The organism is Caproiciproducens puteiluti, assembly GCF_052442865.1.
In the GTDB taxonomy this organism is placed as follows: Bacteria; Bacillota; Clostridia; order Oscillospirales; family Acutalibacteraceae; genus Caproiciproducens.
Genome location: NZ_CP194790.1, coordinates 3458152 through 3475696 on the forward strand (window position 1 = coordinate 3458152; position 17545 = coordinate 3475696).

A 17545-nucleotide genomic window follows, 5' to 3' on the forward strand; every position below is an offset into this window, starting at 1 on the left:
TGTTCACCTCTCCTCAAAAACGATCGCCTTGTTCGGGCAGCCCCGCACGCACGCAGGCTCTCCGAAGCTGTTGTTCGTGCAGAGCTCGCATTTCTGAATGACGCTGCCGTCGTTCCCCGGCATGATCGCGCCGTAGGGGCATATCATAACGCAGGTGTAGCAGCCCACGCATTTGTCCTTGTCGACCTTAATAACGCCGTTATCCACGCTGAGCGCGCCGGTAATACAGCTTTTCACACAGAGCGGTTCCGTACAGTGGCGGCAGGAAACGGCAAAGCTGATCCCCTGGTTTTCCTCGATCCGTATCCTCGGGTTGATATGAATATCCTTGAGCGCCTTAACCATATCGTCGCTGCCGGAATTGGCAAAAGCGCAGTTATATTCGCAAAGATGGCACCCGAGACACCATTTCTCATTTACATAGATCCTCTTCATCGCTTATTCCCCCGCATGCTTGATACCAAGAATCTCAAGCTCTTTCTCGTTTAATCCGATTCCGCGAAGCATCAGGCGGTTGCCCTTGAGCGCTTCAATCGAATTGATTCCCATGCCGCCCATCATTTCCTTGATCTCGTGCTGCCACGCGGAGACAAGGTTGACGAGGCGCTTATAGCCGATATCGGGGTTCAGACGTTTGACAAGGTCAGGCCGCTGGGTCGCGATGCCCCAGTTGCATTTTCCCGTCTGGCAGCTGCGGCAGAGGTGACAGCCGAGCGCCAGAAGCGCCGCCGTCGCGATGTATACCGCGTCCGCGCCCAGAGCGATGGCCTTGACGATATCCGCGGAGTTGCGGATGCTGCCGCCGACGACGAGCGAAACGTTGTTGCGGATTTTCTCCTGACGGAGCCGCTCGTCCACAGCCGCGAGCGCAAGCTCGATCGGGATACCGACGTTGTCGCGGATTCTGGTCGGGGCGGCGCCGGTGCCGCCGCGGTAGCCGTCGATGGCGATGATGTCCGCTCCGCTGCGGGCAATGCCGCTGGCGATGGCGGCGACATTGTGCACCGCCGCGATTTTTACAATGACCGGCTTTTGATAGTTGGTGGCCTCTTTCAGGGAGTAAACCAGCTGGCGGAGGTCCTCAATCGAATAGATATCGTGGTGGGGCGCGGGAGAAATCGCGTCCGAGCCCTCCGGGATCATTCTGGTGCGGGAAACGTCGCCGACGATCTTCGCTCCGGGCAGATGCCCGCCGATTCCCGGCTTCGCGCCCTGACCGATTTTGATTTCGATTGCCGCGCCGGCTTCCAGATAATCCTTATGTACCCCGAAACGTCCGGACGCAACCTGCACGATGGTGTTCGCGCCGTACCGGTAAAAGTCCTCATGCAGGCCGCCCTCGCCGGTGTTGTAGTAAATGCCCAGCTCCTCGGCGGCCCTCGCAAGGCTTTCATGCGCGTTGTAGCTGAGGGAGCCGTAGCTCATGGCGGAGAACATCACCGGCACGGAAAGCTCCAGATTCGGGGGAAGGTTCTCCGTGTTGAGGCTGCCGTCCGCGTTGCGCTCCAGATTTTCCGGCCGCTTGCCCAGAAAGGTTCTGGTTTCCATCGGCTCGCGCAGCGGGTCGATGGACGGGTTCGTCACCTGCGAAGCGTTGATCAGGATCTTATCCCAGTAAACCGGATACGGCTTCGGGTTGCCCATGGAGGAAAGCAGCATGCCGCCCGATCCGGCCTGACGGTATACCTCGCCGATGACCTCGTTCGTCCAGTTGGCGTTGGTTTTGAAGGTGTGATCGGACTTTACGATTTTCAGCGCCCTTGTCGGGCAAAGCGCCACACAGCGGTGGCAGTCGACGCACTTGGACTCGTCGCTCTTCATCAGATTCAGTTCCGCATCGTAGGAATGCACCTCGTTGGCGCACTGTCGTTCGCACACGCGGCAGGCAATGCAGCGCTGCGGATTACGGATTACTTCATATTCAGGATATAAGAAATCGACAGGCATTATGCATCCACCCCCTCATTCAACGTGATTATGACCGGTTCTCCGCCTCTGGGGGCGAAGGTTCTGTCCGGGTCCGGCTCAATCGCGCGGATCGCGCATTCCTCGCTCGCCACATAGGCCATGTCGCCCTTTTCGGCGACGACCATGGAGCGCAGCTTCAGACGGTCGTTCAGCGCCATCATGCCGCCGCTGAAGCCCAGCAGGATGGAGAACGGGCCGGTAATCAGCAGGCTGGAAAACACGTTTCTCAGGTAGGTGAACTTTTTGCGTTCCGCCGCCGGCATCCGGTCGATTTCGCTCCAGAACGGGGCGGCGATGACGTCCGCGGCCTCTTTCAGGCTGAGCCCTTGTTTCCGGTTCAGGTAATCAATAATATAGGTAATCACTTCGGTATCGGTCAGAAGCGTACATTTGTAGCCGAACATCTCGATGAAGCGGCGGTTCGCGTCGTAGGAGGAAATTTCACCGTTATGTACAATGGAATAGTCCAGCATGGCGAACGGGTGCGCTCCGCCCCACCAGCCCGGCGTGTTGGTCGGGTAACGCCCGTGCGCCGTCCAGCAGTAGCCCTCGTAGTTTTCCAGGCAGTAATATCTTCCCACATCCTCCGGGAAGCCGACCGCCTTGAACACGCCCATGTTCTTTCCGCTGGAAAACACATAGGCGTCCTTGATCTGCGTGTTGATCTTTACCACGCAGCGCGCGACGAATTCCCTTTCGTCCAATTGCGTATCCTTGAGCAGCTTTTCAAACGGCAGGCCGAAATAGCGCCATATTGCAGGTTCATCCGTAATTTCCGGCATTTTTCGGGTCGGAATCTTTTCCGCGACCGTCACGTCGAAGTTCGCCATGATCTCTTTTTCGCATTCCTCTTTGGCGCGGGCGCTTCCGTAAAAAACATGGAACGCGTACAGGTCCCTGTTATGCGGATAAATTCCGTAGGCCGCAAAGCCGCCGCCCAATCCATTGCTGCGGTCGTGCATGGTGGTAATGGAGCGAATAATGGCTTCGCCGTTCATTTTCTTTCCGCTGCGCGAAAAAATTCCCGATATGGCGCAGCCCGAAGGTATCCTTACATCTCCCTCTAATTGCATAAAAAACTGACCTCCCTGCAATTTCGTATTCCGACGCATTTTATGCCCCGTCAGCAAAAATTGCGAAATTCACAGCTTTCGGCTGTTTACTAAATTTGCGTTTTTTTATAATATAATGTTTAGGCTCTAATGTCAATAGATTTTGCATAATTATGGCATTAAAATTGCAAACTAGTGCAATTTTCCATAAAACTTTATCAATAATAGGATGGTTATGCATGTAATATTATCAAATCCTGCAAATTTTTATTTTTTTATTGACATTCCGCCCCGGCTGTCATATAATAAGCGCATAGCAGCAAAGGCGCTGTAGGGATTTGCCCTATAGTGCCTTCTTTTTTTATTCTTTTTTGTAATTTATGTAGGGAGTGATTTTCATGAGCAATATTCCTGAAATGTTCGGCAGCATGGTCTTCAACGATACGGTTATGAAGGAAAGACTGCCAAAGGACACCTATAAGGCTCTGAGAAAGACCAGGGAACAGGGCAAGCCGCTGGATCTGCAGGTCGCAAACGTCGTTGCAAACGCGATGAAGGACTGGGCGGTGGAAAAGGGCGCGACCCACTTCACCCACTGGTTCCAGCCGATGACCGGGATCACCGCGGAAAAGCACGACAGCTTTATCTACCCGGTGGAAAACGGCAAGATCATTATGGAGTTTTCAGGGAAGGAACTGATCAAGGGCGAACCCGACGCTTCCAGCTTTCCGTCCGGCGGACTGAGAGCGACCTTTGAGGCAAGAGGCTACACGGCCTGGGACCCTACCAGCAATGCGTTCATCAAAGACGGCTCCCTCTGCATTCCCACCGCGTTTTGCTCCTACGGCGGCGAGGCGCTTGATAAAAAGACCCCCCTGCTGCGTTCCATGGACGCGATCGACAGGCAGGCAATGAGAATCTTAAAGCTGTTCGGCAACACCGAAGCCCACCGGGTCATCACCACGGTAGGACCGGAACAGGAATATTTCCTCATTGATAAGGCGATGTACGAAAAAAGAAAAGACCTGATCTACACCGGCAGAACGCTGTTCGGCGCGAAGCCCCCGAAAGGACAGGAGCTTGAGGACCACTATTTCGGCGTAATTAAGCCGAGAGTGTCCGCATACATGAAAGAACTGGACGAAGAACTCTGGAAGCTTGGCATTTTCGCCAAGACAAAACATAATGAAGTCGCTCCTTCCCAGCATGAACTCGCTCCCATTTTCACCACAAGCAACGTAGCCTCCGACCAGAACCAGCTTACCATGGAGATCATGAAGAAGGTCGCCACAAAGCACGGTCTGACCTGTCTGCTCCATGAAAAGCCGTTCGCGGGCATCAACGGAAGCGGCAAGCACAACAACTGGAGCATTTCGACCGACACCGGCGTAAACCTCCTTGAGCCGGGCGATTCTCCCCGCGAGAACGCTCAGTTCCTCCTTTTCCTTGCCGCGATCATCCGGGCGGTCGACGAGCATCAGGACCTGCTCCGCATCTCCGTCGCGAGCGCGGGCAACGACCACCGTCTGGGCGCGAACGAAGCTCCCCCGGCGATCGTCTCCATGTTCGTGGGCGACGAGCTGGCCAGCGTGCTGAAGTCCATTGAGGACGGCTCCTCCTATCATCAGCAGGACAAAGTTTCCATGAAAATCGGCGTCGATGTTCTGCCCGCTTTCCCGAAGGATTCCACGGACCGCAACCGCACTTCCCCGTTTGCCTTCACCGGCAACAAGTTTGAGTTCCGTATGCTCGGCTCCACCGTTTCCATCGCGTGTCCGAACATCATGCTCAACACGATCATTGCCGACGCCCTGTGCACCTTTGCGGATGAGCTGGAAAAGGCGGATGATTTCAACTCCAAGCTGGCTGAGATCATCAAAGACACGATCAAGGATCACAGCCGTATCATCTTCAACGGCAACAACTATGCCGAAGAGTGGGTCGAGGAAGCGAAAAAACGCGGTCTGCTGAACCTGCGCTCCACCGCGGACGCACTGCCGTACTATATCAGCGACGCCAATATCTCTTTATTTGAAAAATACAACGTGCTGACAAAAACGGAAGTTCATTCCCGCTATGAAATCCAGCTGGAAAACTACTGTAAACAGCTCCACATTGAAGCGCTGACCATGGTGGATATGATCAAAAAAGACATTCTGCCGGCGGCCTGCTCCTATATGAAGGACATCAGCAAGGAGGCCATCAACAAGAAACAGCTGTGTGCGGACATCTGCTGCGAACTGGAAGAGACCCTGCTGAAAAAGCTGTCCAGCCTTACCTCCGACCTGTACAAGAAAATGCTTGTTCTGGAAGAGACCGTCGTACCGGAGAAAGAATTCAAGGATGTTTTGGAACAGGCAAAATACTACCGCAATACGGTTTTCGCGGAAATGGAAGCAACCCGTGTCATCGCGGATGAAATCGAAAGCCTGGTCGGCGCAAAATACTGGCCGTACCCGACTTACGGCGACCTGCTTTTCAGTGTGATGTAAAAGCTGGTACAGCATTGGCTTGCGAGGGTATATTGAAAACTGAATAAATTAATGCACAAAGGCGTGTATTCTGTTTTAGCTTGCAGAATACACGCTAATTTTTTAGAGGAGGCAACACGCATGACTCAAGTATTCTCTTCCGTTGATACGATCTGGGTACTGCTCGGCGCGGCCCTGGTGTTCTTTATGCAGGCAGGCTTTGCAATGGTCGAAACCGGTTTTACGAGGGCGAAAAATGCCGGCAACATCATTATGAAAAACCTGATGGACTTCTGCATCGGCACTCCTATTTACTGGCTTTTCGGTTTCGGCCTGATGTTTGCCGGAACGGCGCCTTTCATCGGCGGCTTTGATTTTCTGACAAGGGGCGATTACGCCGCCAGCCTCGGACTGACCATCCCCACTGCGGCCTACATCATCTTTCAGACTGTTTTCTGTGCGACAGCCGCAACCATTGTTTCGGGCGCTATGGCGGAAAGAACGAAATTTATTTCCTACTGCATTTACAGCGCTTGTATCAGCGCGTTTGTCTACCCCGTTTCCGGGCACTGGATCTGGGGCGGCGGCTGGCTGGCACAGCTCGGCTTCCACGATTTTGCAGGTTCGACCGCAGTACATATGGTGGGCGGCCTTGCGGCGCTGATCGGAGCCAAAATGCTCGGCCCCCGTTTCGGCAAATATGATAAGGACGGCAACCCAAAGGCGATTCCAGGCCACAGCCTGACCCTTGGCGCTCTCGGTGTCTTTATTCTCTGGTTCTGCTGGTTCGGATTCAACGGCTGTTCCACCATTTCCATGACCGGCGACGACATTCTTTCCTCCGCCGGCAGCATCTTTGTCACCACCAATCTCGCGGCCGCGGTTGCTACCGTGACAGTGATGATTATTACCTGGATCCGCTACAAAAAGCCCGACGTATCCATGACCCTGAACGGCTCCCTGGCGGGCCTTGTGGCGATTACCGCAGGCTGCGACGCGGTCTCCCCCGTCGGCGCGTTCTTTATCGGTCTGATTGCCGGCTTTATCGTTGTATTTGGTATTGAATTTATTGACAAGGTTTTAAAAATAGATGACCCGGTCGGCGCGGTCGGCGTGCATTTTCTGAACGGAGCGGGCGGTACCATTCTAACCGGCTTCTTCGCGGTGGACGGCGGTCTGCTTTACGGCGGCGGCTTCCGGCTCCTTGGCACACAGATTTTGGGCGTACTCGCCGTGTGCTTATGGGTTACCGTTTCCATGCTGATTATTTTTACTGTCATTAAGAAGACAGTCGGTCTTCGCGTTGATCCTGAAGAAGAAATCATGGGTCTGGATATCAAGGAGCACGGCATCGTCAGCGCATATGCCGACTTTCTCCCAATGGATGGCCACGCTTTATTCAGCGAAGCGGATTTTCTTCCTGTTGAAGAAAGTGTTCCGGTTTCGCATTATCCTGCGGCGCCTACCGTTGCTTCCACTGTCACCGGTAAAAAGATGACAAAAGTCGTGATGATTTTTAATAAGGGCAAGTTTGAAGCGATGAAGGAAGCAATGAACGAAATCGGTATCATGGGAATGACCGTTACCAATGTTCTTGGCTGCGGCACACAAAAAGGGAATACCGAATATTACCGCGGCGTCAAAATGAAAGAAATCAACCTCCTGCCGAAAATCAAGCTGGAAATAGTCGTCAGCGCCATTCCGGTAGAAACAGTGGTGGACACAGCAAAGAAGGTTCTGTACACCGGAAAGATCGGCGATGGAAAAATCTTTGTCTACGATGTGGAAAATGTAATCAAAGTCCGCACAGGCGAAGAGGGATACGACGCCTTACAGGGCGAATATTAATTCAGAGTACAAGATCTTTACATATCTTCCTATATAAAGTGGGCGGTCTGTCATTCCGGCAGACCGCCCGCTTTATCTATCGCTTTGATTTTATGAACAATTTTTGAACTCTTTGTATTATTCGGTCTATTTTATACAAAATATGTTATAATTTTAGTAAAATATGCGGTCGTCACCATGAATGGCTGAATGGCTGGTTTGAAAGCTGAAATAGATACTATGAACGAAAGGAAGTTGAGAATGAATGGAGTATTGACCGAGAAACTGAAAGAATCCGTGCAATCCGTCTTGCCTGTCGGCATCATCGTTCTTCTGCTGAACTTTACAATCGCGCCCATGCCCACAGGCACTCTGATGATGTTCCTCACCGGAACGGTCCTGCTGATCGTGGGGATGAGCATCTTCACTCTGGGCGCGGAACTATCGATGATCCCCATGGGAGAAACCATTGGCTCGGTGCTGACCAAGTCGCGGAAGCTCTGGCTGATGGTGATAAGCAGTTTTATCCTGGGCGTCGTGGTGACGGTGGCGGAGCCGGACCTTCAGGTGCTGACCAAACAGGTGCCCGCCGTGCCGGACGCCGCTTTGATCGCGTCTGTCGCGTGCGGGGTGGGCATTTTTCTGGTGATTGCGCTTCTGCGCATCCTGTTCCAGATGAATCTTTCCCATGTTTTGATCGTCTCGTATGTTTTTGTATTCATTATCGCCGCACTGACGGCCCCGGACTATCTAGCCGTCAGCTTCGATTCCGGCGGCGTAACCACCGGACCGATTACCGTGCCCTTTATTCTGGCGCTTGGCCTGGGCATTTCTGCGGTGCGCGGCGGCAGTACCGCGGAGGAGGACAGCTTCGGGCTGTGCGCGCTGTGCTCCATCGGTCCTATTCTGGCGGTGCTGATCACGGGAATGTTTTTCGACCCCTCCGGAACGGGGTTCGCGTTTGAATCCGCCGCCACCGTAGACAGCGTCGGCGAACTGATCGCGCTGTTTGCAAACGGCTTTCTCCAGTTTTTTAAGGAAGTCTGTATTGTTCTGCTTCCGATCGTCGTGATTTTCATATTCCTCCAGTTGATTCATCTAAAGCTCCCGAAAATCAAGATGATTCGCATTATGGTCGGAATTGTGTACACGCTCGTCGGGCTTTCGGTCTTTCTGACCGGCGTCAACATCGGCTTTATGCCCGCCGGCACCTACCTGGGACGTTCCATCGCCTCTCTTCCCTACCGCTGGATTCTCATTCCCCTGAGCGCGGTGATCGGGTGCTGCGTCGTCTTTGCGGAGCCCGCGGTTCATGTTCTGAACAATCAGGTGGAGGATATCACCAGCGGCGCGATCTCCGGAAGGATGATGATGGTCGGCCTTTCCATCGGCGTGGGGCTTGCGCTGGCTCTGGCCATGATCCGCATCATGACGCACACCTCCATCTGGTTCTTCCTGCTTCCGGGCTATGCCATTGCGCTGGCAATGACCTTTTTCAGCCCGAAAATTTTCACCGCTATTGCTTTCGACTCCGGCGGCGTGGCGGCCGGAACCATGGCCGCGGCGTTTCTGCTGCCGTTTGCTTCCGGCGCGTGTGACGCGTTGGGCGGCAATATTATGACGGACGCCTTCGGGATTATCGCCATGGTGGCCATGATGCCGATCATCACCGTACAGGCAATCGGTATTATTTACCGGATCAAGCTCGACCGCGCGGAAAAGGCGGAAGAAGCGGACAACGTTCTGCCGGAGGAAGGTGTTGCATCGCCTGAATTCTCGGGGGAAAATCCGGAATTTCCGGAAGAATCGGAGGAAAATAAGGGAAAAGTCGAAAACCCTATTGCAAATTCCGAGGAAACCAGCGAAAATAGAACAGATGGCGACAATTCGTTGGAAAGGGAGGAATGAAATGACGCAGACAAATACCGGATCGGAATCGACCGTACTGATGATCACGATTCTCAACCGGGGAAACGGCAAAAAAATTGCAGATCTGTTTTCCGGCAGAGGTGTGCGCCTGAATTTCCTGGCTTTGGGAAAAGGAACCGCGGATTCAAAAATCCTGTCCTACTGGGGCCTTGGCGAAACGGAAAAAGACGTTCTGTTCAGTGTGATGCCCGGGGAAACAGCCGAAAGCTTTGTGGAAGAACTGAATGAAAAAATAGGCAGGCCCGGAAGCGGTATTGCCATGACCATACCGATCAACGGTGCTGCGGGATGCAGGGAAGAGACTCTCTGCCATACCGTATTACAGAAAACAGGAGGGAGTTTTATGGACCAATCCTTTGAACACGCACTCATCGTTGCGATTGCCAATCAGGGTTTTTCAGATGAAGTGATGGATGCCGCAAAAGCCGCAAAAGCGACCGGGGGTACCGTGATCCACGCGCGGGGTGCCAGTGTGAAGGATGCAGAAAAATTCTTCGGCATTACGATCCAGCCGGAAAAGGAATTGATTCTGATTTTAACCAAAAACGAACACCGTGAAGAAATTATGCAGGCGATTACGCGCGAAAAGGGCCTTCATACGGACGCCAAGGCCATTGCGTTTTCCCTGCCTGTCAATGGAGTGGCAGGGCTGCCCGCTTTATAGCCTGAATTCGGCAGAGTCCCGGAGTTTCCGCCGCAATAACAGTATTTTTGTTTTAAATTATACAATCTGTATAATTTAAATGCGCAACGAAAGACAAAAAGACGAAAGCCAGCTGAAACAGCGGGTTTTCGTCTTTTTGATGCGACCAGGCCTGTAAGCCGAGTTCTGTCGTGAACAGCCATCTATCTTGGCCGGATGTTGCCATCGCGGCTCAGTGCCACCTTCTCGGGACGCGCCGGGCCGACGCATGAAGTCCCTCTGCGGTGTTGCTCCGAATAGGGTTTGCAGAGCCGCGCGGTCTCCCGCGCGCTGGTGAGCTCTTACCTCGCCTTTCCACCCTTACCGTTTACCGGCGGTATATCTCTGTTGCACTTTCCCTGGGGTCGCCCCCGGCGGCCGTTAGCCGTTATTCTGCCCTGTGGAGCTCGGACTTTCCTCGGGCACGTCCTTTCGGACTGTGTCCGCAGCTGCTCAGCCTGCTCGCTAGACTATTTTAATCGATGAAAGGCCGTCTGTCAACTGCAGATTATGGAAGCGGCCTTCCGCCGACTGAAAAACGAATCCGATACCGGCTGCCGTTAAAAGCTGTGCTCGGAGATCAGGCGGTTTTTCTCGTCCCAAAGCTTCTGTGATAAATCCACATAATACTGGTGCGGATTTTCAAAACGCGTGACCTCGTCCCAGAGCGTATCCACCTGCTGCAGGCAGTATTCCTTGATTTCGTTCAGGTCGCGCGGCTTTGTCAGGCTCTTTCCGTTTTCAAACAGTTTCTGGCGCAGTTCCACCGCGCGGAAATTTTTGACGATTTTCCTCTTCCAGATATGTTCCGGGTCAAACAGCTCGTACGGCTTGGTGTCGTCGATCACTTCGCCGTGCAGAGTAATCAGGTCGGCAATCGCCTTGCCGCTTTCCCGGTCAAACAGCCTCCAGAGATTTTTAAAGCAGGGAGTGGTAATTTTCGCCACGTTTTCGCTGATTTTAATCTTCGGAATGACATTCCCCTTTGCGTCCTCGACTCCGCTCAGCTTGTAAACGCCGCCGAAAACAGGCTCGCTGGCCGCGGTGATCAGGCGCTCGCCCACGCCGAAGCTGTCCACACAGGCACCTTGCATCAGCATGTCGCGTATTATATACTCATCGAGAGAATTCGACGCGCAGATCTTGCAGTCCTCAAATCCGGCGGCGTCCAGCATTTTTCTCGCTTTTCGGGAAAGATAAGTAATGTCGCCGCTGTCGATGCGGATTCCCGCGGGGCGGAACCCGAGAGGGAGAATCTCCTCGTTGAACACGCGGATCGCGTTGGGAATGCCCGATTTCAAAACATTGTAGGTATCGACCAGCAGGGTACACTGGTTCGGATATTCCCGGGCATAGGCCCGGAAGGCTTCCAGCTCGCTGTCAAACAGCTGGACCCAGCTGTGCGCCATGGTGCCCAGCGCCTTCACGCCGTAATTCCGGTCACAGAGGGTGCAGGCGGTCCCGCAGCACCCGCCGATATAGGCCGCCCTGGCCCCGAGAACGGCTCCGTCCGGTCCCTGCGCGCGGCGGGAACCGAATTCCATGACCGCTCTTCCCTGCGCCGCGCGGACAATCCTGTTGGCCTTGGTGGCAATCAGGCTCTGATGATTGATACAGAGCAGAATCATAGTTTCAATGAACTGCGCCTGGATTACCGGCCCGCGCACCGTAACGATGGGCTCGGTCGGAAAGATGGGGGTTCCTTCTGGGACCGCCCACACGTCGCAGGCGAACCGGAAATTCTCCAGATAACCGATAAAATCCTCGTTGAAAATTTTGCAGTCCCGCAGATACTGAATGTCCTTCTCGGTAAACTTCAGGTTCTCCAGATACTCCACGGCCTGCTGGACACCGGCCATGATCGCGTAGCCGCCGTCGTTTGGCACACGCCGGAAAAACATGTCAAAATAGACGATCGTGTCTTGATAGCCGTTTGTAAAGTAGCCGTTGGCCATGGTGATTTCATAAAAATCGGTCAGCATGGTCAGGTTGGTTTTGAATCCGTTCTGTTCATTCATCCTGTTCAGCTCCAATAAATTATTAAATTTTGCTGTAACTCCACCCGTGCCGGTCATCATATTATAGAACAGCAGTAAAGTGTCTCATGGATACCGTAACGGCATCCCGGTCTATAAAAATCTCTTTTTGAAAATTACAATAAATTATAAGCTATATGAAGAATATTATAACAAGGTTAAGGCAAAATAACAAATAAGAAATGCAAATATGATGAAATCATTACTAATTTGAAAAATATTGGTTCATTATGTGAAATTTTTTTATATTTTATTGCATTATAAACAATAAAATATTATACTATATGACATTAACAGAATTTACGCTGGTAAATTTCCAATGATTTGTAAATTTTCAGGAAATTTTGTTACAGGCGCTGTGCAGATGGAATATGTATGTGCGTAAAAAATATTTCGTGGGGAGATGAATTCAGTGAGATTACGCAAACAGGCACTTGGAACTCGTAATTTAGTCGGTGCGCGTGTGGAGATGGCACGCAAAAACCAAGGGATGAAGCAGAAAGAGCTTCTGGCTCAGCTTCAGGTTAACGGTGTCGATATGAACGCCTCCGGCTTGTCTAAATTGGAAGGCCAGATCCGCTATGTAACGGATTTTGAACTTTCTGCTTTAGCTAATATTTTAAATGTTTCAGTCGACTGGCTTTTAGGCCGCGAAAAATAATCGTATTTGAATAACGGGGCAGGTTGAGGCGCTTCGCGTTGAGCGGGGCGCTCTTTTTTTGCTTTCTTTTTTGCAAAAGATCGAATATAATGATATTATATTACTATTTCGGACAGCAAAAGGCAAGGAGGATATGATTTTGTTTGACAGGCGACAGCTTACCCGGTTAAAGCCGCTACTGGCCTTTTTCGTAGGGTTTACTTTGCTTTTCTACTTTTTCGCGCTTACGCTGAAATTCACGTTTCCTTTTCTGGCGGGATTTCTGCTGGCCCTGATCGTACAGCCCGTCATCCGACAGCTGAAAAAGCGGATGCATTTCAACCCCTCGGCGGCCGCGGCGCTTTCCACGCTTCTGGTTTTTGTGGTGGTGTTCGGCCTTCTGTTTCTGCTGGGCTACTGGCTGATTTATGAAATCAGCAACCTGCTGAACAATCTGACCACGGACGTAGGCGCCCTGACCGCGCCGATCAACAGCCTGATCAGTATGGCGGGAGAGTATTTGAATCGCATCAATTCCAAATATATCGAACAGAATCAGCAGCAGATTCTGAATATCGCCCAATCCGGCGCCGGAATCGTAAAAACGATCCTGGCGAGCGTGCTCACCTTTCTGACTTCCCTGCCGGCCATTTTCACCATGTTCATCGTCATGATTCTTTCCACTTACTTTTTTTCAAAGGACATGACCTCGATCAAATCGCACGTCATGTCGCTGTTTTCCCAGACCACCGCGTTCAATATCCGCTCCGCGTCGCGCCACGGAATGAATATGAGCGGAAAATACGTCGGTTCCTATCTGCTGATATATTTCATCACCTTTGTGGAAACGCTGATTGTTTTTTTCGCGCTGGGCGTACCGTATCCGCTTGTTCTGAGCATTGTGACCGGCATCGCCGATATTCTTCCCGTGCTCGGCCCCGGAACCATTTATATCCCCCTGACGCTTCTTTACCTTGTAAGCGGCAACTTTTTCAAAGCGGGCGCGCTCCTGGTCTGCTGGCTGCTGATTACCTCCATCCGCCAGATCATTGAGCCGAAGCTGATCTCCTCGTCGATCGATATTCATCCGCTGACCATGCTCGCGGCGATCTATTTCGCGCTGGTGGCCCAGAATTTTCTGATTCTGATCTACTGCTCCGCGCTTTTGATCCTTTATAAGATTCTGACCCAAATCGGCGTGCTCCCCACGCTGTTTGAAGCGAAGCCAGCCGCCGGCAAGGAGACTGCAAAAACCGGCCCGCAAAGCGATCCGCCACCACCGGAAATCTAGCAGGCAGAAAAAACCGGGCCGTTAACGGCCCTTTCGTTTGGGGTGATTGACATGGATTTAAAGCATTATGATCAATACAGAAAGCTGGGCCTGAATATCGCATATTATCGGAAGGACAAAGGATACACACAGGAAGCTCTTGCGGAAAAGCTGGACATTGACAGAATAACCGTAAGCAAAATTGAGCTTGCCGTTTCGGGGGTCTCGCTGGACATCCTTTTCGCGATCTCCGACCTGCTGAAAGTTCCCGTATATAAATTTTTTGAATTCAGAGATTAACCACAAACAGAAAACCCAGCCGTAAACGTTTTTCCCCGCTGTTTTTCTATTGTTGACATTTTTGTAATGATTATTGACTTGAGGAAGTAAGCATGTTATAGTCTAGCTGTACTAACCTTAATAATACAGAAAATACAGAAGAGGTGAGGATGGTGTTCACACTCGATTATAAGAGCCGGCTGCCGATTTACGAGCAGCTGTACAGAAGCATACGGCGCATGGCCGCCGTGGGCGCTGTGGACCAGCGGGAGCCGCTTCCAAGCGTAAGGGCGCTGGCGCAGGAGCTGGGGGTCAACCCAAACACGGTGCAAAAGGCCTACCGGATGCTTGAACACGACGGTATTATCTGTTCCATCCCGGGGAAAGGGTCCTTTCTTTCCGAGGACCTCTCCGCAATTTCCCAGCAGCGGGAAATTGCGCTGGAAAAGCTGGACGACGCAATCCGGTCCGCCGCGGATTTTGGAATAACAAAAAGTCAAATCATTGTAAGGGTGGAAAGCATTGTAAGCGGGAGAGGTGAGTGAGCGATGATAGAAGCAAAAAAACTAACGAAGAAATTCGGCGCGACCACCGCGCTGGATGAGATATCTTTTTCCATCGGGTCGGGTTCGGTGTTCGGGCTGGTCGGTTCCAACGGCGCCGGAAAATCCACATTTCTGCGCACGCTCGCGGGAATTTATAAGCCGGACGGCGGCGAGGTACTTCTGGACGGAGCGGCGCCGTTCGAAAACTCGGAGGTCAAGTCTCAGATTTTCTTCATATCGGATTTTCCTTATTTTCTGCCGCAGGCCACGCTGAGAGAAATGGCGGGATTTTTCTCCCGCATTTACCCCGGCTGGAGCCAGAAGCGGTTTGAAGAGCTGTGCGGGCTGTTCCCGATCGACAGCAAGAGCAAAATCGTCAATATGTCCAAGGGGATGCAGCGGCAGGCGGCGATTATCTGCGCGATCGCGACCCAGCCGAGCTGCCTTCTTCTGGACGAGGTATTCGACGGCCTTGACCCGGTGATGCGCCAGCTTTTAAAGCGCATTGTTTCCGGGGAAGTCGCCCAGCGCGGCATGACGGTGATCATCGCCTCGCACAATCTGCGGGAGCTGGAAGATTTCTGCGACCATGTGGGGCTGTTCCACAAAGGCGGCGTCGTATTCGAGCGCGACCTTGACGAGCTGAAGCTCGGCATCAACAAGGTGCAGGCGGTGTTCAAGCCCATGCCCGAAATCAGCGCCTTCGCGCCGCTGGAAATCATTAAGACCGAAATGCACGGTTCCCTGATTAATCTGGTGATCCGCGGTTCAAAAGACGAGATTCTGGAAAAGATAAACGGGTTGAACCCTGTTTTCGCGGAAGTGCTTCCGCTCACTCTTGAAGAAGTATTTATCAGTGAAATGGAGGTGGCCGGTTATGACCTCGAAAACATCCTCAACTAGGCGCAGGAAAGAATTTTGGGAAACATACTTATGGTCGCTGAAGAAGAACCGCGGTATGATGGCGCTTCTTTCGCTTCTGATGTTTATCGCGCTACCCATGATTCTGATGATCCTGATGGCGAACACGCAGAATCGGATTACCACCGAGGTTTACACTCCCGAAATGTGGACGCAGACCTATCTGAGCAGCGTCACAGGGCTGACCGCTCTGATTGTCACCCCGATGTCCCTGATTTTCGTTCTGGTAATTTCCGTCTCCCTGTTCGGCTATATGCATCAAAAGCGCAGCGTGGATTTGTTCCACGCGCTGCCGGTCGGCAGGACGCCCATGATTCTGGGGCGGCTGCTTGCCAGCCTGACCGCGCTTTACGCGCCTATTTTACTGAATTTTGCGCTCGTATTCATAGTGGGCGCGGCCTACCCCGTACAGCTTCAGCTTTGCTGGGTCACTGTATTTTCCTATCTGCTGTGGCTGATGCTGATCTGTGCGGCGGCGCTGTGCCTGTCCTCCTTCATGGCGGTCTGTACCGGAACGACCACCGACATGATTCTGTCCCTGCTGGGCATTAACGCGGCATATCCGCTTCTGATTTTTCTGGGCGACCGGTTTGCCTCCTCGCTTTTGCCCGGCCTGAATACCGGATTAACCGCAAACTCTCTTATTCTGACCGCGGTTTCTCCTTACATGGCCGCTTTCATGCCGTATATTGTAAGCGGAAGCCAGGCTCGCAGCGGAGCTCTGGTTGTCGATACGGGCTTCTATGTGTGGTGGATCCTATTTACCCTCGTGCTTCTGGCGGGCACCGTCCTTCTCTACCAGAAACGCCGCAGCGAATGTGCCGAAAGCAGCTTTGCTTTCTCCCTTCCCAAAAATGTGATCCGTTTCATGATCACCGCTGTGACGGGCCTCGGCCTGGGGCTGCTGCTCCAGAGCGGAACGGAAAGCTCCGGGAACTTCTTTATCGGCCTGATCGCCGGGTCCCTTGCCGCGCATATTGTGACAGAGACCATTTATTCCCGTGGGTTTAAGCAGCTGAAAAGGAGCTTCGTCGGATACGGCGTTTTCATGGCTGTGTTTGTGGTCACTTATGCTTTTCTTGCCACGGGCGCTTTGGGCTACGACATCCGCGTTCCCCTGGCAGAGGATGTGGCAAGTGTCACCATAGAGGACCCTTATACGAACAACGGCGGGCAGATTCTTGACGCGAATCACCGCGTCCTTACCTCCGTTACGCCGACACTGACGGAAAAGGCCAATATTGAAAAGGTAACCGAATTCCATAAGAAAATCACACAGGACAAAAGAGAACATTCCTATCCTTATTGCCTGAACAGCATGAACGGCACTTCCTTTACGTTAACCTATCATCTGAAAAACGGCGGTACCGTAAACAGAACCTATTATCTGGAATACAAGAATGACGGACAGGGAAATCCGATCTCTCCGCTGGGCGAAATCGCCGATACCAGAGAATACAAAGAAACGCAGGACCTCCTGTTTTATGTTGAGCCGGAGTACATCAAGAGCGTCGATCTGGACACACGGGGCGGAGAAGACAGCACCACCTTCGCGCCGGACCTGAACACCAAAAAGGAACTGCTGGACGCCATGAGGCAGGATTATCTGGACGGCAAGCTGAACGACGGCAAAAACCTTGACGTAGATTCCTCTTACCTGGTGATCGAATACAAGGCGCCTCTTCAGGTGAAGGACGGCAAGCTGAAAACCCTGCTGAACGGATACGAAGGTAATCTTTACCTGTACTCAAACAGCTACAACTTTTCAAATAAATCCGGAAAAACCGGACAGCTGGTGGAAAAACTCGGCTGGAATAAATAACAAGCTGCATAATCACGCAAATACAGCATATCAATACAGGAAGGCGGCCGGCTCTCGGACCGGCCGCCTTTTCTATCCGGAAATACCGTCATGCGCTCCTCTT

14 protein-coding genes and 1 other RNA gene are annotated in these 17545 nt (G+C 52.4%); 10 read left to right on the forward strand and 5 right to left on the reverse strand.

Annotation, left to right across the window (positions count from 1 at the left end; genetic code table 11):
* Positions 1–3 precede the first annotated feature (3 nt).
* The 3 genes from ACRQU7_RS16620 to ACRQU7_RS16630 are packed head-to-tail and all read right to left on the reverse strand — an operon-like array spanning position 4 to position 3041.
* On the reverse strand, positions 4–435 hold the full coding sequence (locus ACRQU7_RS16620; RefSeq protein ID WP_444641993.1) for a 4Fe-4S dicluster domain-containing protein: 432 nt from the start codon (positions 433–435) through the stop codon (positions 4–6).
* 3 nt (positions 436–438) lie between these two features.
* A complete protein-coding gene (locus ACRQU7_RS16625) occupies positions 439–1947 on the reverse strand; it encodes a glutamate synthase-related protein (protein WP_038325849.1) in 1509 nt (502 codons plus the stop codon).
* Positions 1947–3041 carry a class II glutamine amidotransferase gene (locus tag ACRQU7_RS16630; protein ID WP_444641995.1) on the reverse strand — a complete coding sequence of 365 codons (1095 nt, stop codon included), beginning with the start codon at positions 3039–3041 and terminating at the stop codon, positions 1947–1949. The genes ACRQU7_RS16625 and ACRQU7_RS16630 overlap by 1 nt, the downstream gene beginning before the upstream one ends.
* A gap of 377 nt (positions 3042–3418) precedes the next feature.
* Here ACRQU7_RS16630 and ACRQU7_RS16635 point away from each other — a divergent pair, with 377 nt between their 5' ends.
* The 4 genes from ACRQU7_RS16635 (at position 3419) to ACRQU7_RS16650 (ending at position 9911) form a co-directional block, all read left to right on the forward strand.
* Entirely contained in the window at positions 3419–5512 is a 2094-nt protein-coding gene (locus tag ACRQU7_RS16635) for a glutamine synthetase III family protein (protein ID WP_444641997.1), read from the forward strand.
* A 120-nt stretch (positions 5513–5632) separates the two neighbouring features.
* Positions 5633–7339 carry an ammonium transporter gene (locus tag ACRQU7_RS16640; protein ID WP_444641999.1) on the forward strand — a complete coding sequence of 569 codons (1707 nt, stop codon included), beginning with the start codon at positions 5633–5635 and terminating at the stop codon, positions 7337–7339.
* A 240-nt stretch (positions 7340–7579) separates the two neighbouring features.
* On the forward strand, positions 7580–9226 hold the full coding sequence (locus ACRQU7_RS16645; protein WP_444642001.1) for a DUF1538 domain-containing protein: 1647 nt from the start codon (positions 7580–7582) through the stop codon (positions 9224–9226).
* 1 nt (position 9227) lies between these two features.
* The gene (locus tag ACRQU7_RS16650) at positions 9228–9911 is read left to right on the forward strand and encodes a hypothetical protein (protein ID WP_444642003.1); all 684 of its coding nucleotides are present in this window, start codon (positions 9228–9230) and stop codon (positions 9909–9911) included.
* A 138-nt stretch (positions 9912–10049) separates the two neighbouring features.
* Here ACRQU7_RS16650 and rnpB read toward each other — a convergent pair.
* Positions 10050–10394: RNase P RNA component class A (gene rnpB, locus ACRQU7_RS16655), an RNA gene on the reverse strand.
* Between the two features lie 95 nt (positions 10395–10489).
* Entirely contained in the window at positions 10490–11947 is a 1458-nt protein-coding gene (locus ACRQU7_RS16660) for a nicotinate phosphoribosyltransferase (protein WP_444642005.1), read from the reverse strand.
* Positions 11948–12368: 421 nt separating this feature from the next.
* Here ACRQU7_RS16660 and ACRQU7_RS16665 point away from each other — a divergent pair, with 421 nt between their 5' ends.
* The 6 genes from ACRQU7_RS16665 (at position 12369) to ACRQU7_RS16690 (ending at position 17442) form a co-directional block, all read left to right on the forward strand.
* Complete coding sequence (locus ACRQU7_RS16665; RefSeq protein WP_038325855.1) at positions 12369–12626, forward strand: helix-turn-helix domain-containing protein; 258 nt, start codon at positions 12369–12371, stop codon at positions 12624–12626.
* A gap of 139 nt (positions 12627–12765) precedes the next feature.
* Positions 12766–13896, forward strand: coding sequence for a sporulation integral membrane protein YtvI (gene ytvI, locus ACRQU7_RS16670; protein ID WP_185741169.1), 1131 nt, complete (start codon positions 12766–12768; stop codon positions 13894–13896).
* A 51-nt stretch (positions 13897–13947) separates the two neighbouring features.
* Positions 13948–14175, forward strand: a complete 228-nt coding sequence (locus tag ACRQU7_RS16675) for a helix-turn-helix transcriptional regulator (protein ID WP_444642008.1) — start codon at positions 13948–13950, stop codon at positions 14173–14175.
* Positions 14176–14324: 149 nt separating this feature from the next.
* Positions 14325–14699 carry a GntR family transcriptional regulator gene (locus ACRQU7_RS16680; protein WP_243122516.1) on the forward strand — a complete coding sequence of 125 codons (375 nt, stop codon included), beginning with the start codon at positions 14325–14327 and terminating at the stop codon, positions 14697–14699.
* A 3-nt stretch (positions 14700–14702) separates the two neighbouring features.
* Positions 14703–15602, forward strand: coding sequence for an ABC transporter ATP-binding protein (locus tag ACRQU7_RS16685; RefSeq protein WP_038325858.1), 900 nt, complete (start codon positions 14703–14705; stop codon positions 15600–15602).
* Complete coding sequence (locus tag ACRQU7_RS16690; RefSeq protein WP_444642011.1) at positions 15577–17442, forward strand: hypothetical protein; 1866 nt, start codon at positions 15577–15579, stop codon at positions 17440–17442. The genes ACRQU7_RS16685 and ACRQU7_RS16690 overlap by 26 nt, the downstream gene beginning before the upstream one ends.
* Positions 17443–17545 lie beyond the last annotated feature (103 nt).

Bases quoted from the DNA above. Each gene is read 5' to 3' on its own strand.
- ACRQU7_RS16620 (WP_444641993.1), bottom strand. From the start codon at position 435: ATGAAGAGGATCTATGTAAATGAGAAATGGTGTCTCGGGTGCCATCTT.
- ACRQU7_RS16625 (WP_038325849.1), bottom strand. From the start codon at position 1,947: ATGCCTGTCGATTTCTTATATCCTGAATATGAAGTAATCCGTAATCCG.
- ACRQU7_RS16630 (WP_444641995.1), bottom strand. From the start codon at position 3,041: ATGCAATTAGAGGGAGATGTAAGGATACCTTCGGGCTGCGCCATATCG.
- ACRQU7_RS16635 (WP_444641997.1), top strand. From the start codon at position 3,419: ATGAGCAATATTCCTGAAATGTTCGGCAGCATGGTCTTCAACGATACG.
- ACRQU7_RS16640 (WP_444641999.1), top strand. From the start codon at position 5,633: ATGACTCAAGTATTCTCTTCCGTTGATACGATCTGGGTACTGCTCGGC.
- ACRQU7_RS16645 (WP_444642001.1), top strand. From the start codon at position 7,580: ATGAATGGAGTATTGACCGAGAAACTGAAAGAATCCGTGCAATCCGTC.
- ACRQU7_RS16650 (WP_444642003.1), top strand. From the start codon at position 9,228: ATGACGCAGACAAATACCGGATCGGAATCGACCGTACTGATGATCACG.
- ACRQU7_RS16660 (WP_444642005.1), bottom strand. From the start codon at position 11,947: ATGAATGAACAGAACGGATTCAAAACCAACCTGACCATGCTGACCGAT.
- ACRQU7_RS16665 (WP_038325855.1), top strand. From the start codon at position 12,369: ATGAATTCAGTGAGATTACGCAAACAGGCACTTGGAACTCGTAATTTA.
- ACRQU7_RS16675 (WP_444642008.1), top strand. From the start codon at position 13,948: ATGGATTTAAAGCATTATGATCAATACAGAAAGCTGGGCCTGAATATC.
- ACRQU7_RS16680 (WP_243122516.1), top strand. From the start codon at position 14,325: ATGGTGTTCACACTCGATTATAAGAGCCGGCTGCCGATTTACGAGCAG.
- ACRQU7_RS16685 (WP_038325858.1), top strand. From the start codon at position 14,703: ATGATAGAAGCAAAAAAACTAACGAAGAAATTCGGCGCGACCACCGCG.
- ACRQU7_RS16690 (WP_444642011.1), top strand. From the start codon at position 15,577: ATGACCTCGAAAACATCCTCAACTAGGCGCAGGAAAGAATTTTGGGAA.